This is a genomic window from Mycobacterium sp. NGS34 (genome assembly GCF_059812845.1).
The window spans coordinates 105,281-118,710 of the sequence record NZ_JCALDM010000003.1 but is presented as its reverse complement, the minus strand read 5'-3'; the positions used below and the strand labels follow the sequence as shown (position 1 = coordinate 118,710).

Genomic DNA, 13,430 nt, shown 5'->3' with positions numbered 1-13,430 from the left:
CTACTGATAGCTCGGCTGGAACGCGTCCGCGGGTTGCGCCAGCGCCAGCGCCGTGCTGGAGCCGATCGGGCCGTGCCGGTCGAACAGAACGGCGGTCCCGGTGGCCACACCCGCGGTGCCGTAATGGCTTTGGGCCGCCAACCCGAGGAACTCGCCGTCCGGCAGGCGACTCGCCGTGACGGTGTAGTCGGCGTTGATATAGCGCAAACCGCCGGTGCCCCAATGGGTGAGCGAGCTCGTGATGTCGCCGACGAACCCCAGGCGGGTGAACGGCGTGAGCGGGTAGCCGCGCACCATCGGACGAAACAGCCGCGTCCACGCGAACTTCTGGGAATGCGCCTGTTCCCACTCGCCCGCCGCGATGCCGGGGCTGCCCGAGGACGTGGCCCCGTATCCCCAGATCAGAAACGGCATGTCGGTAGGGAAGCCGTCGGCGTCGGCCGGCAGCGGCGGCATCTCGACCGGCCCGGACCACACCTGACCCTCGGGATGCTCGCCTCGTCGCAGGAACAGCCCGCTGGCCCGCGCGACGATCCGCCCGTCCTGCACCAGCGCAGCGTCGACGAGTTTGATGCGCCGGCCTTCCCGCTGCACCGACGTCTCGATCCGCACCGGTTCGGGCAAAACCGGGCGCAGCAGGTCGACCGTGAAGCGCGCGGGCTGAAGCTCGGGATCAATGCCGGATTGCTCGATTCCGAACGCCAGCAGGCCGCCGACGTTTTGACCGCCCAGCGCCGCACCCCACGGTCCCCGCGCCAGCGGGCTCGGCAGATAGGAGTCGCCATCGACAGCGAAGAACGCCTCGGGCATGATGGCGGAATCCTCGATCGTCACCGCTATCACGATAGGGCAGGAGGATACAGGGACCGGGCATGCCTCCAGTGATCGAAATTCCGCGCACGCACAACCCATTCCCGACGACCGGCGTGTCCCGCGGCGCCGACGGTGTCCCGCGCTACGAACGCCTGCCCGCCACCCTGCTGGACATGCTCGCCGAGCAGGTCGACAACCGCCCGAACAGTGAGGCCGTCGTCGAACTCGGCGCCGGCCGATTGACCTACCGGCAGCTGTGGGACCGCGCGGCGCGGGTGGCCGGCGGCCTGCGGGCCGACGGCCTGAGCCCGGGCGATCGCGTCGCCGTGCGCTACCCGGCCGGCATCGATTGGGTGCTTGCGTTCTGGGGCACCGTGATGGCCGGTGGCGTTGTGGTCGCGGTCAATACGCGCTCGGCGCAACCCGAGGTCGAGTTCGTCCTGTCCGACTCGGGCGCCCGGGTGGACCTCGCGCCGGACGCGCCGCTGCCCGACGGCGACCCCTACGTGACCCACGGGCTCGGCCATACGGACGTTGCCGCGCTGTTCTACACCTCGGGCACCACCGGCCACCCGAAGGGCGTGCCGACCACCCACGAGGCGTTCGTCACCAACACCGAGAACGCGATCCGCTGCCTCGACCAGCCGCGAGACCTCGGCGAGGGAATGCGCACGCTCATCTCGGTGCCGCTGTTCCATGTAACCGGCTGCAACTCACAGCTTTTGGCCGCGGCCCGGCTCGGGGGCGCGTCGGTGATCATGCCCGCGCTCAACCTCGACGAATTGATCGCGACGCTGGCCGCCGAACGCATCTCCGTCATGGTCACCGTGCCGGCGATCTACGCCCTCATGTTGCGGCACAAGGCCTTTGCCGACGCCGACGTGTCCGGTGTGCGCTGGGTCGGCTACGGGGGCGCACCCATCGCGCCCTCGTTGGTTGCAGCGGTGAAGGAGGCGTTCCCCCAAGCCACCGTGTTCAACGGGTACGGCATGACCGAGACCGCGTCGCTGATGACCGTCCTCCCGGACCGCGACGCCGTCGAGCACGCCGACTCCGTGGGGTACGCCGTGCCCTCGGTGGACCTCGGCCTGGTCCCGTTCGGCGGCGACGAGCCCGGCGTCGGCGAGCTGGTCACGCGCGGCGCCAATGTCACCGCGGGCTACTGGAATCGGCCGGAGGCCAACAGGGGCACGTTCGCGGATGGCTGGCTGCACACCGGCGACGTCGTTCGCGTCGACGACGCGGGCCGGGTGCACATCGTCGATCGGCTCAAGGACATCATCAACCGGGGCGGCGAGAACGTGTCCAGCGTCGAGGTCGAGGCGGCGCTGTTGTCGGCCCCCAATGTCGCCGACGCCTGCGTGCTGGCGGTGCCCGACGACATCATGGGCGAAAAGGTCGGCGCCGTCCTCTTCGCCGGCGAGGGCAAGATCGACGTGCGCGCCGTGCTCGACCACTGCCGCGGCCGGTTGGCCGACTACAAGATCCCGCAATACGTTACCGTGGTGACCGAAGCGCTGCCCCGCAACGCCGGCGGCAAACTGCTCAAGGGCAAGCTGCGCGGCGAGGTGGATTGGGGCGACCCGCTCCGATGAGCGCGGCCCTGCTGATCGCCAACCGTGGCGAGATCGCCCTTCGGATCATCCGCACGGCAACGGAACTGGGCATCCGGACGGTAGCCGTCTACGCCGAAGACGACGCCGAGAGCCCGCACGTGCACGCGGCCGACGAAGCGATAGGCCTGCCGGGCGCCGGGCCGGCGGCCTACCTGAATCAGGCCGAATTGCTCGCGGCGGCCAAGGAGTCCGGCGCCGAGCTGATCCACCCGGGTTACGGGTTCCTTTCCGAGAACGCCGAATTCGCGCGCGCCTGCGCGGCCGCCGGATACGCGTTCGTCGGCCCGGACGCCGACGTGCTCGAGCTGGTCGGCGACAAGTCGTCGGCCCGCGCCGCCGCGATCGCCGCGGGCGTGCCGGTGCTGCCCGCGACCGACGGGCCCAGCAGCGTCGAGGACGTCAAGGCGTTCTTCGCCGAGCGGGACGGCGCCGTCATGATCAAGGCCCTCGCCGGCGGCGGGGGCCGCGGGATGCGGAAGGTACGTAGCGCCGACGAGATCGAGCACGCCTACCAACAGTGCGGCGCGGAGGCGCAACTCGGCTTCGGGAATCCCGCGCTGTTCGCCGAGGCGGTCCTCGACGGCGCGCGGCACATCGAGGTACAGGTCGTGGGTGCGGCGGCCGGGCACCAGACGCGCGCGCTGGCCCTCGGGGACCGCGACTGCAGCGTCCAGCGGCGCTACCAGAAGCTGCTCGAAATCGCGCCCGCCCAAGGGCTTTCGGACGCACTACGGCGCTCCCTGCACCAGGCCGCGGCCCGGTTGTGCGCCCGGGTGGGCCTGCGCGGGGTCGCCACCGTCGAATTCCTGGTCGCCGGTGACCAGTTCGTCTTCCTCGAGGTCAACCCGCGCATCCAGGTCGAGCACCCGGTCACCGAGGAAACCACCGGGGTGGACCTGGTGGCCGTCCAGCTGGCCATCGCCGGCGGTGCGTCGTACTACGAACTCGGCCTCCCGGCCGGAATCGCCTCGGACGGAAGCGAAGTGATCGGCGAGCCGGCCGCCCGCCGCGGCATCGCGATCCAGGCGCGGGTCAACATGGAGACATTCGGCGCCGACGGCTCGGTGATGCCCGCGGCGGGCACGTTGACGGTGTTCTCGCCGCCGAGCGGCCCCGGGGTGCGCGTCGACACCTACGGCCGGGCGGGCCTGGTCACCAGCCCGCGCTACGACTCGCTGCTGGCCAAGGTCATCACCCACGTGCGCGGAACGTCGTGGCCGGCGGCGGTGCGCAAGGCCCGCACCGCCCTGGGCGAGTTCGGCGTCGAGGGCGTGCGCACCAACATCGGGCTCCTGCGAGAGCTGCTGAGCGACAGTGGGATCCAGTCCGGCTGGGTGACGACGAACTTCCTCGACGAGAGGCTTCCCGAACTGGCCGCCAACGCGCTGTCCCATCAGCAGGACGTCCGGGCCGCGCCGGTCGAGCTCTACCCCGGCGAGGAGGCGCTGCGCGCCCAACTGGCCGGCACGGTCGTCGAGGTCGCCGCGGAGGGCGCGGCGTTCGGCGCCGGCGCCCCACTCGTCGTCCTCGAGGCGATGAAGATGCAGCACGTGCTCGCCGCGCCCGACGCGCTGCGGACGGTCCGGAACCTGGTGGCGCCGGGCCAGGTCGTCGGAACCGGCGATCCGCTGCTGGTCTTCACCCGGACTGACGCCGTGGCCGGCAGCGAATCATCCTCGGCCGCACTCGATCTCGACCGGTCACGGGCCGACCTCGACGAGGTCAACCACCGGCACCTGGTCACCCGAGACGAGGGCCGGGAGGCGGCCGTCGCCAAGCGGCACGCGCGCGGACGGCGCACCGCCCGGGAGAACATCGCCGACCTGGTCGACGCGGGCAGCTTCGTCGAATACGGGGCGCTGGCCATCGCGGCCCAGCGCAGCCGGCGCTCCGAGGAGGACCTGATCGCCAACACCCCGGCCGACGGGCTCGTCGCCGGACTGGCGAGGATCGGGGGCGCCGAGGCCGTCGTCGTGTCCTACGACTACACGGTGCTCGCCGGGACGCAGGGCATGCGCAATCACGCCAAGACCGACCGCGTCTTCGAGCTGGCCACCCGAAAACTCCTGCCGGTGGTGCTGTTTGCCGAGGGCGGCGGGGGCCGGCCCGGCGACACCGACGTCGGCGGCCGTGCAGGCCTCGACGTGCCGACCTTTCGGATGCTGGCCGCGCTGAGCGGGCGGGTGCCGCTGGTGTCGGTCGTCTCCGGCCGCTGTTTCGCCGGCAACGCCGCGCTGGCCGGGGTGTGCGACGTGATCATCGCGACCCCCGACGCCAACATCGGGATGGGCGGCCCGGCCATGATCGAGGGCGGCGGCCTCGGGGTGTATCCGCCGGAGGCGATCGGGCCGATCGACGTGCAGCGGCACAACGGCGTGGTCAGCGTGGTCGCCCGCGACGAGGCGCACGCCGTGTCGCTGGCCAGGCAGTATCTGTCGTATTTCCAGGGCCGCAACCAGGACTGGGCGGTGCCGGATCCACGGCTGGCCCGACATGTGGTCCCGGAGAACCGATTACGCGCCTACGACGTGCACCGCGCGATCGAGTCGATGGTCGACGTGGGCTCCGTGCTGGAATTGCGTCCCGACTACGGCGTCGGGATCGTTACCGCGCTGGTGCGCGTCGAGGGGGTGGCTTACGGGCTGATCGCCAACAGCACGCACCACCTCGGCGGCGCGATCGACGCGGAGGCGGCCGACAAGGCCGGCGACTTTCTCGCGCTGTGCGAGTCGTTTCGGCTGCCGGTGATCTCGCTGTGCGACACCCCCGGATTCATGGTCGGGCCGGACGCGGAAAAGGAAGCCGCGGTGCGCCGCTTCGGCCGGATGTTCGTGCTGGGCGCCCGATTGACCGTGCCGCTGGGAATGATCATCCTGCGCAAGGGATATGGGCTGGGCGCGATGGCGATGGCCGGTGGTTCCTTCCGCGCGCCGCAGTTCACCGTGGCCTGGCCGACCGGCGAGATCGGCGGCATGGGGCTGGAAGGGGCCGTGCGGCTCGGGTTCAGCAAGGAGCTGGCGGCCCAGCCGGACCCGCTACAGCGACAGCAGCTGTTCGACAAGCTCGTCGCGGCGGCCTACCAACACGGCAAGGCGCTGCGGTCGGCCACCACGTTCGAGCTCGACGACGTCATCGACCCGGCAGACTCCCGGGCCTGGATCACCAGGCTGCCGGGAGGCTGACTGGTCGAAGGGTTATCCGTGGCCGGAACCGCAGCCGACGCCGGGCAGGCAGCCGGTGCCGCCCGGCACGCCACCAGGACCGAAGAACTGGCCGCCGGAGCCGCACCCGACGCCCGGGACGCAGCCCTGGCCACCGGGGCCGCCGCCCGGTCCGTTGTTCACGCCTCCGGAACCGCAGTTGCCGTTGGCGTCGCAGCCGCCGCCGCCCGGGTCGTCCTTGATGACGACGTGCGTCTGCGCTGGGGTGCTCATGGCCGGACCAGCGGCGAAGGCGTCGGCGGAGGCCGCCGGCGCGGCGGCGATCGCCGCGGCGACCGCCCCGGCCACGACCAGTGGTTTCATGAGAGTTAGTTTCGCTAACATGCGACTCGCATACCACGTGCACACGTGTACAAAACCTCGCTAACGAAAATTATTGACGCAGCCGACAGAAGGCACACGATGACCTCACTTGATCTGACCGGACGGACCGCAATCATCACGGGCGCCTCGCGCGGAATCGGGCTGGCGATCGCCCAACAGCTGGCCGCCGCCGGCGCCGACGTAGTGCTGACCGCCCGCAAGCAGGAGGCGGCCGACGAGGCCGCGGCGCAGGTCGGCGAGAAGGCCCTCGGCGTCGGCGCCCACGCCACCGACGAGGACGCCGCGCGGCGCTGCGTCGACCTCACCCTGGACCGCTTCGGCCGCGTCGACATCCTGGTCAACAACGCGGGAACGAATCCGGCGTACGGCCCGCTGATCGAGCAGGACCACGCGCGCTTCACCAAGATCTTCGACGTCAACCTGTGGGCGCCGCTGCTGTGGACCTCGCTCGTGGTCAAGGCGTGGATGGGGGAGCACGGCGGGTCGGTCGTCAACACCGCCTCGATCGGCGGGCTGCACCAATCGCCGGCGATGGGAATGTACAACGCCACCAAGGCCGCGCTGATCCACGTGACCAAGCAACTGGCGCTGGAACTTTCGCCGCGCGTGCGGGTCAACGCCATCGCGCCCGGTGTGGTGCGCACCAGGCTGGCCGAGGCGCTGTGGAAGGACCACGAGGATCCGCTGGCGGCGACGATAGCGCTCGGCCGCATCGGCGAGCCGGCCGACGTGGCGGGCGCCGTTGCCTTCCTTGTCTCGGACGCGGCGAGCTGGATCACCGGCGAGACGATGGTGATCGACGGCGGACTGCTGCTCGGCCCCGCCCAGGGATATCAGGCCCAATGAGCACCACGGATGTCGCAGCGGACCTGACGGCGCGGGTCCAGGCGCTGCTCGACGAGCACGACCCGGCCACCACCGAACCGCGGGAATTCCTTGGCGCGCAGTACGATGCGGGCCTGGCCTGGGTCCACCTGCCGGAGGGTTTCGGCGGCCTGGGCCTGCCGCGGGACGCGCAGCAGCTCGTCGACGCGCGGCTTGCCGCCGCCGGTGCGCCGGTGGGCGGCACCGTCAAGAACTACATCGGCATGGGCATGGCGGCGCCGACGATCGCGGCGTTCGGGACCGACGAGCAGAAACGAAAGTTCCTGCGCCCGTTGTTCACCGGCGAACAGATCTACTGCCAGCTGTTCAGCGAGCCCGGCGCCGGCTCGGACCTGGCCGGGGTGTCCACCCGCGCGGTCCGCGACGGGGACGACTGGATCGTCAACGGGCAGAAGGTGTGGACGTCGCAGGCACAGCACGCGGACATGGCCATCCTGGTCGCGCGCACCGACCCCACGGTGCCCAAACACGCCGGCCTGACGTACTTCCTGTGCGACGTGACCCAACCCGGAGTCGAGATCCGGCCGCTGCGCCAGATCACCGGCGAGGCGGAGTTCAACGAGGTGTTCCTCACCGACGTCCGGGTGCCGGACGCGAATCGGCTCGGAGCGGAGGGCGGCGGCTGGCGCGTCGCGACCACCACGCTCAACAACGAGCGGGTCGCCATCGGCACGCGCGCCGGCATGCCGCGCGAGGGTGGTCACATCGGCAAGGTCGCCGCGGTCTGGCGACACGATCCGGCGCTGCGCAACCCCGCCATGCACGACGAACTGATGCGGCTGTGGGTCGAGGCGGAGGCCCTGCGGCTGACGGGTGAGCGATCGCGCCAGCAGGCCAGCACCGGACAGCCCGGCCCGGAGGGTGCGGGCATGAAGGTGGCCTTCGCCCGCCTGGCCCAGGCGATCTCGGGGTTCGAGATCGAGCTGCACGGCGAGGCGGGCCTGCGCTACGACGACTGGACCATGCGCCGACCGGAGACGGTCGACCTGGTCGGCCGCGAGCCCGGATACCGCTATTTGCGGGCGCGCGGCAACTCGATCGAGGGCGGCACGTCCGAGATTTTGCGCAACACCATCTCCGAACGAATCCTCGGCCTGCCGGGCGAACACCGGGTGGACAAGGACGTCGCGTGGAAGGACCTGCCGCGGTGAGCGATCTCCTGTACTCCGACACCGAGGACGCGTTGCGCGACAGCGTTCGTCACCTGTTCGCCGACCGGTGCCCGCCCGAATCGGTGGCCAAAGCGTACGACGCGGCGCCACCAGACTTTTCGGACCTCTGGCGGACGCTGGCCGCCGACCTCGGGGTGGCCGGACTGCTGGTGCCCGAATCCCTGGGCGGCGCCGGCGCGTCGGCGCGCGAAGCCGCCGTGGTCATGGAGGAGATCGGGCGCGCGGTGGCGCCGGTGCCGTTCCTGTCCAGCGCGGTGCTCGCGACCGTAGCGCTGCTGCGCGCCGGCGACACCGAGACGGTGGCGGCGCTGGCCCGCGGCGAGCTCACCGCGGCCCTGGTCGTGCCGCTGTCCACCGCGCCGGGCGACGCGGTCGCGGGCGTCAGCGTGGGCGACGGGGGTCTGTCTGGACTGGTCGGCAGCGTCGCGGGCGCCGTCGAGGCCGACGTGCTGGTGGTGCCGGCGGCCGGGCCCGGTGGGCTCGAGCTGCACACCGTGCCGCGCAGCGCGGCGGGCGTGGAGGTTTCGCCGGTGCTGGCACTGGACATGACGAGACCGCTTGCGAGCGTGCGCTTTTCGGATGTAGCGCCGTCACGGCTCGGGCCGGCGGACGCCGCGGTGGCCGACGCGCTTGCAACCGGGGCGGCGCTGCTCGCGTCCGAGCAACTGGGCGTGGCCCAGTGGTGTTTCGACACCACGCTGGCGTATGTCAAGCAGCGCAAGCAGTTCGGCCGGGCGATCGGGTCCTACCAGGCGATCAAGCACCGGCTGGCGGATCTCTGGTTCGAGGTCGGCGGGGCGACGGCGGTGGCCCGGCACGCCGCCGACACGTGCGCCAGCGGCGATGACGACGCCGCCACCGCGGCGTCGCTCGCGCAGGCCTACTGCAGCGGCGTCGCCGTGCACGCCGCCGAGGAGTGCGTGCAGCTGCACGGCGGCATCGGAATGACGTGGGAGTATCCCGCGCACCTATATCTCAAGCGCGCCAAGAGCGATCAGCTGGCGCTCGGCACGGCGTATCGTCACCGCGCCCTGTTGGCGAAGTTGGTGAACCTGCCGTCGTCGTGACGCCGGCCGTCGCTGGTGAGCCACAGCTCCTCGGTGCGGTCGTGGAAGGTGACCAGCGCGATGGTGTCGTCGCGGCGGCGCATCGCCGACTTGCTCATGCTGGCCAACACCGTGTGCCCATCCCGGTGCCGCAACTCGACGAGCCGCTTGGCGCCCGTGCCGACCAGAGCGACCCAGCGATCGTCGGCCGGTAGGCAGTGGAAGACGTCTTCGAAGTTCATCGACGCGAGCTCGTCGGGCAAGTAGCCGACCATGTCGCAGAACGAACCGTTGGCGAACAGGATGGTGCCCAGGCGATCAACCGCCAGGGCCGGCGACGGCAGCCGATCCAGGACGACCAGCGCTGGCATCCGGTGCAGTTCGTCGATGGGCGGTTGATTGGGCGGCCTCGGGCTGCGGCGCTCAATCGGTCGGCCGTTGAAGGCTGTGGAAATGTTCGCGATCACGGCACCCCCGTCGTCGCCCTGGCATTGCCCCCGCCCCGAAGCGGGAAAGTCGCGCTCATTTTCTGAGCGCGATGACAGCAAATGGTATGGGAAGCGCCGAGATAAGTCTATAGTTTGCTGACCTTGTTAGCTATTTGTCACGTGCCCAATTAGTTAGACCCTTCATGCAACGCATCCGTGTCATTTTTCGTAGGGCAGGTTATTAGCTGCGAGCCTGATTTCGGCCGGGCGCCAATGGCGATCTGTGTCGATTCAGCAAACTTGATCACGCGCCTTCGCTAACTCGGGAAAAGTCTCGGTCACCGGCGGGGAGTTCCGGGAGCAACCGCGTGCGGCGGCATTCGCTAACTCCGGTCAAGCCCCGTTTCGCTCAAAACGATCGAAACCATTTCCTCCGGCAACGAGCTCGACAGCCCCTGGCGGGCTCGCGGCGACCGCGGCGCTGCTGCAGAGTGGCGAAATGCGTGTGTTGCTGTCGACATACGACTCGCGCGGGGGCGTCGAGCCGCTGCTGGGCCTCGCGGTGCAACTGCGGGCGCTCGGCGCGGAGGTTCGCATCTGCGCGCCGCCCGACGACGAGTTCGCCGAGCGGGCGGCCGGTTTCGGCGTGCCGCTGGTGGCGTTCGGCGAATCGGTGCGCGCCATGACGAGCGCGGCCGCGCCCCAGCCCGAGGCGTACCTGCGACGGCACTTCGACGAGTTGATCGCCGCGCAGTTCGACACCGTCGCCGACGCGGCCCTGGGATGCGATGCGCTGGTGGCCGCGGGCCTGCTGCCGGCCGCGGCCGGTGCCCGGTCGGCGGCCGAAAAGCTGGGCATCCATTACGTTTACGCGAGCTACCACCCGGACAGCCTGCCGTCACCGCACCACCGGCCGCCCTCGTTCTGGAACTGGCCGCTGCCGCCGGGTGCGGTCGACCACCGGGCGCTGTGGGACCTGGACGCCCAGAACGTGAATGCGCTTTTCGGCCGGACCCTCAACCGGCACCGGGCCGAGGCCGGCCTGCCCCCGGTGCACGACGTCCGCGCCCACGCCTTCACCGACCGCCCGTGGCTGGCGGCGGACCCGACGCTCGGGCCGTGGCGGGAGCCGACGGACCTCGATGTCGTCCACACCGGCGCGTGGATGCTGCGGGACGCGCGCCCGCTGCCGGCCGAGCTGGTCGAGTTCCTGGACGCCGGCACGCCGCCGGTGTACGTGGGCTTCGGCAGCATGCCCCTGCGCGGCCCGGCGGACATCGCGCTCGCGGCCGTCGAGGCGATCCGCGCGCAGGGCCGGCGCGCGGTGGTCGCCCGGGGCTGGGCCGGCCTGGCACCGATCGACGACGGGGACGACTGCTTTGCCGTCGGCGAGGTCAATCAGCAGTCGCTGTTCGGGCGCGTGGCGGCCGTCGTGCACCACGGCGGCGCGGGCACCACGACGACGGCGGCCGCCGCGGGCGCCCCTCAGCTGGTGGTGCCGCAGGGCGCCGACCAGTTGTACTGGGCCCAACGGGTGGGCGAACTGGGCGTCGGCACCGCGCACGTGGGAACGGCGCCCACCGCCGAGTCGCTGTCGGCGGCGCTGGAGCCCGCGCTGGCCCCCGAGGTCCGCGTGCGGGCGCGCGCCGTGGCACGCATGATCCGCACCGACGGGGCCGCGGTGGCGGCGACCCTGCTGCTGGAGACGATCAGCCGGGAAGGGGCGGCCAGCCTAGCGCGGTAGCGCCGATCCGAAGACCTCCGTCATCGCCGCCCAGTGCCGCTCCGCGGCGGCGGGGTCGTAGGGCGGGTTGTCCGGGACCGCGAACCCGTGGGCGGCCGAATACCACTCGATGGTGTGCGCCACCCCGGCCGCCGTCAGCGCCTTGTCGAGCTGCTCGGCGTGGTCGGCCGTGAAGGATGCGTCGTTCTCGGCGCCACCCACATACACCGTCGCGCTCATTTGGTCGGCCAGCAGGTGCGGGCTGTCCGCGCCGTCGGTCACCAGCCCCCCGCCGTGGAAGGACGCCGCGGCCGCGACGCGGTCCGGCAGGCGGCCGGCCACCACCAACGACGTCCGCCCGCCCATGCAATACCCGCATACGCCGAACCGGTCCTCGGACACCTCGGGGCGGCCGGCCAGGTAGTCGAAGAACGCGCCGGCATCGGCGGCCATCTTGTCCGGCGTGATGCCGCCGATCATTCCGAAAAGGCGCCTGCGCTCCTGCTCGTCGGTGAAGACGGTGGCCATGTCGAACGGGGCCCAGTCGCCGCTGCGGTAGTACACGTCGGGTAGCAACACCGCGTAGCCGAATCCGGCGAGCTTGGCGGCCATCTCGTCGAAGGTGTCGCGGACCCCGCCGGCGTCGCAGTACATGACAATTCCTGGCCAGGGACCGGGCCCCTGGCCATCGGGGCCCTCCGGGGTGAACAGTCCGACCGGGCAGGAGCCGTCGGGGGTGGTGACGCTGTCGGTGATCTTCGGCATGGGATCCGTTCTACTCCTGACCCTGCGAGGTAGATTGGCCGCGTGCCGATCGCCACCCCCTACGAGGACCTGCTGCGCGTGGTGCTCGAGCGGGGCGCCGCCAAATCCGATCGGACCGGCACCGGCACCCGCAGCCTGTTCGGCCAGCAGATCCGCTACGACCTGTCGGCCGGCTTTCCGCTGCTGACCACCAAGAAGGTGCATTTCAAATCGGTGGTCTACGAGCTGCTGTGGTTCCTGCGCGGCGACTCCAACGTCGCCTGGCTGCAGGAGCACGGCGTCACCATCTGGGACGAATGGGCCAGCGAGACAGGCGATCTCGGGCCCATCTACGGCGTGCAGTGGCGGTCCTGGCCGACGCCGACCGGCGAGCACGTCGACCAGATCAGCGCGGCATTGGAACTGCTGCGCAGCGACCCGGATTCCCGGCGCATCATCGTCTCGGCGTGGAACGTGGGCGAAATCCCGCGGATGGCGCTGCCGCCGTGTCACGCGTTCTTCCAGTTCTACGTGGCCGACGGGCGGCTGAGCTGCCAGCTCTACCAGCGCAGCGCCGACCTGTTCCTGGGGGTCCCGTTCAACATCGCCAGCTACGCGCTGCTCACCCACATGATGGCCGCCCAGGCCGGCCTTTCGGTCGGCGAGTTCGTGTGGACCGGCGGCGACTGCCACATCTACGACAACCACGTCGAACAGGTCCGGACCCAACTCGGCCGCGAGGCCCGGCCCTACCCGGAACTCGTTCTGGCGCATAGGGATTCGATCTTCGATTACACCTTCGAAGATGTCGTCGTGAAGAACTACGATCCGCACCCGGCGATCAAAGCTCCCGTCGCGGTATGACGCGCGTATGACACGCGCCGGCGACGATGCAGAGCGAAGCGATGAGGTGGGGGTACCGCCCGCTTGCGGGGGAGAGCGGCGCTGCTGCACAGTGGGCCTGGTCTGGGCTCAGTCGACGTCCGGTGTGATCGGGCGCGGCGGTGACATCCCGTGGCGAGTGCCCGAGGACCTGGCCCGCTTCAAAGCGGTGACCATGGGCCACACGGTGGTGATGGGCCGTCGGACCTGGGAGTCGCTGCCCGCCCGGGTGCGGCCCCTGCCGGGCCGGCGAAACGTCGTCCTGTCCCGGGACCGCGATTACGTGGCCGAGGGGGCCGAGGTGCTCGATTCGCTGGAGGCCGCGCTCACCGAGCCGGAGGCGTGGGTCATCGGCGGCGAGCAGATCTACCTGCTCGGGCTGCCGCTGGCAACCCGCTGCGAGGTGACCGAGGTCGAGATCGACCTGCCGCGCGACGACGGCGACGCGCTCGCCCCGGTGCTCGACGAGTCGTGGCTGGGCGTGATGGGGGACTGGCAGGTCAGCCGCACGGGGCTGCGCTACCGGTTCCACACGTACCGTCGTCGGTGAGGGGTCGCGCCGGCGGCGCCGCCCGC

The 13,430-nt window shown here is 70.8% G+C and carries 12 protein-coding genes; 8 read left to right on the top strand and 4 right to left on the bottom strand.

What is annotated here, in order from left to right; translation table 11 throughout:
* Nucleotides 1–834 carry a thioesterase family protein gene (locus AC5Y7V_RS09445; protein ID WP_499879784.1) on the bottom strand — a complete coding sequence of 278 codons (834 nt, stop codon included), beginning with the start codon at nt 832–834 and terminating at the stop codon, nt 1–3.
* 38 nt (nt 835–872) lie between these two features.
* Here AC5Y7V_RS09445 and AC5Y7V_RS09440 point away from each other — a divergent pair, with 38 nt between their 5' ends.
* Together AC5Y7V_RS09440 and AC5Y7V_RS09435 are read left to right on the top strand one after the other, a co-directional pair.
* The gene (locus tag AC5Y7V_RS09440) at nt 873–2,408 is read left to right on the top strand and encodes a class I adenylate-forming enzyme family protein (RefSeq protein WP_499879783.1); all 1,536 of its coding nucleotides are present in this window, start codon (nt 873–875) and stop codon (nt 2,406–2,408) included.
* Nucleotides 2,405–5,611, top strand: coding sequence for an acetyl-CoA carboxylase family protein (locus AC5Y7V_RS09435; protein ID WP_499879782.1), 3,207 nt, complete (start codon nt 2,405–2,407; stop codon nt 5,609–5,611). Before AC5Y7V_RS09440 ends, AC5Y7V_RS09435 begins: the two co-directional genes overlap by 4 nt.
* Nucleotides 5,612–5,623: 12 nt before the next feature.
* Here the strand turns inward: AC5Y7V_RS09435 and AC5Y7V_RS09430 are convergent, their stop codons facing one another.
* Nucleotides 5,624–5,953, bottom strand: a complete 330-nt coding sequence (locus AC5Y7V_RS09430) for a PE-PGRS family protein (protein WP_499879781.1) — start codon at nt 5,951–5,953, stop codon at nt 5,624–5,626.
* Between the two features lie 99 nt (nt 5,954–6,052).
* On the opposite strand from AC5Y7V_RS09430, the gene AC5Y7V_RS09425 reads away from it, so the two are divergent.
* Genes AC5Y7V_RS09425 through AC5Y7V_RS09415 form a run of 3 tightly spaced genes read left to right on the top strand, consistent with a single transcriptional unit; the run spans nt 6,053 to nt 9,098 of the window.
* Nucleotides 6,053–6,820, top strand: a complete 768-nt coding sequence (locus AC5Y7V_RS09425) for an SDR family oxidoreductase (RefSeq protein WP_499879780.1) — start codon at nt 6,053–6,055, stop codon at nt 6,818–6,820.
* On the top strand, nt 6,817–8,010 hold the full coding sequence (locus AC5Y7V_RS09420; protein WP_499879779.1) for an acyl-CoA dehydrogenase family protein: 1,194 nt from the start codon (nt 6,817–6,819) through the stop codon (nt 8,008–8,010). The genes AC5Y7V_RS09425 and AC5Y7V_RS09420 overlap by 4 nt, the downstream gene beginning before the upstream one ends.
* Nucleotides 8,007–9,098 (top strand): acyl-CoA dehydrogenase family protein, encoded by a 1,092-nt coding sequence (locus AC5Y7V_RS09415; RefSeq protein ID WP_499879778.1) that lies wholly within the window; start codon nt 8,007–8,009, stop codon nt 9,096–9,098. The genes AC5Y7V_RS09420 and AC5Y7V_RS09415 overlap by 4 nt, the downstream gene beginning before the upstream one ends.
* On the opposite strand, the gene AC5Y7V_RS09410 is transcribed toward AC5Y7V_RS09415, so the two are convergent.
* Nucleotides 9,053–9,448, bottom strand: a complete 396-nt coding sequence (locus AC5Y7V_RS09410) for a PAS domain-containing protein (protein ID WP_499879777.1) — start codon at nt 9,446–9,448, stop codon at nt 9,053–9,055. The two genes, AC5Y7V_RS09415 and AC5Y7V_RS09410, sit on opposite strands and share 46 nt — an antisense overlap.
* A 556-nt stretch (nt 9,449–10,004) precedes the next feature.
* On the opposite strand from AC5Y7V_RS09410, the gene AC5Y7V_RS09405 reads away from it, so the two are divergent.
* Nucleotides 10,005–11,249 carry a glycosyltransferase gene (locus tag AC5Y7V_RS09405; RefSeq protein ID WP_499879776.1) on the top strand — a complete coding sequence of 415 codons (1,245 nt, stop codon included), beginning with the start codon at nt 10,005–10,007 and terminating at the stop codon, nt 11,247–11,249.
* On the opposite strand, the gene AC5Y7V_RS09400 is transcribed toward AC5Y7V_RS09405, so the two are convergent.
* A complete protein-coding gene (locus tag AC5Y7V_RS09400) occupies nt 11,238–11,993 on the bottom strand; it encodes a dienelactone hydrolase family protein (protein WP_499879775.1) in 756 nt (251 codons plus the stop codon). The two genes, AC5Y7V_RS09405 and AC5Y7V_RS09400, sit on opposite strands and share 12 nt — an antisense overlap.
* A 42-nt stretch (nt 11,994–12,035) precedes the next feature.
* Between AC5Y7V_RS09400 and AC5Y7V_RS09395 the strand changes: the two genes are divergently transcribed.
* Complete coding sequence (locus AC5Y7V_RS09395) at nt 12,036–12,836, top strand: thymidylate synthase (RefSeq protein ID WP_499879774.1); 801 nt, start codon at nt 12,036–12,038, stop codon at nt 12,834–12,836.
* A 91-nt stretch (nt 12,837–12,927) separates the two neighbouring features.
* Nucleotides 12,928–13,404, top strand: coding sequence for a dihydrofolate reductase (locus AC5Y7V_RS09390; RefSeq protein WP_499879773.1), 477 nt, complete (start codon nt 12,928–12,930; stop codon nt 13,402–13,404).
* Nucleotides 13,405–13,430: the final 26 nt, after the last annotated feature.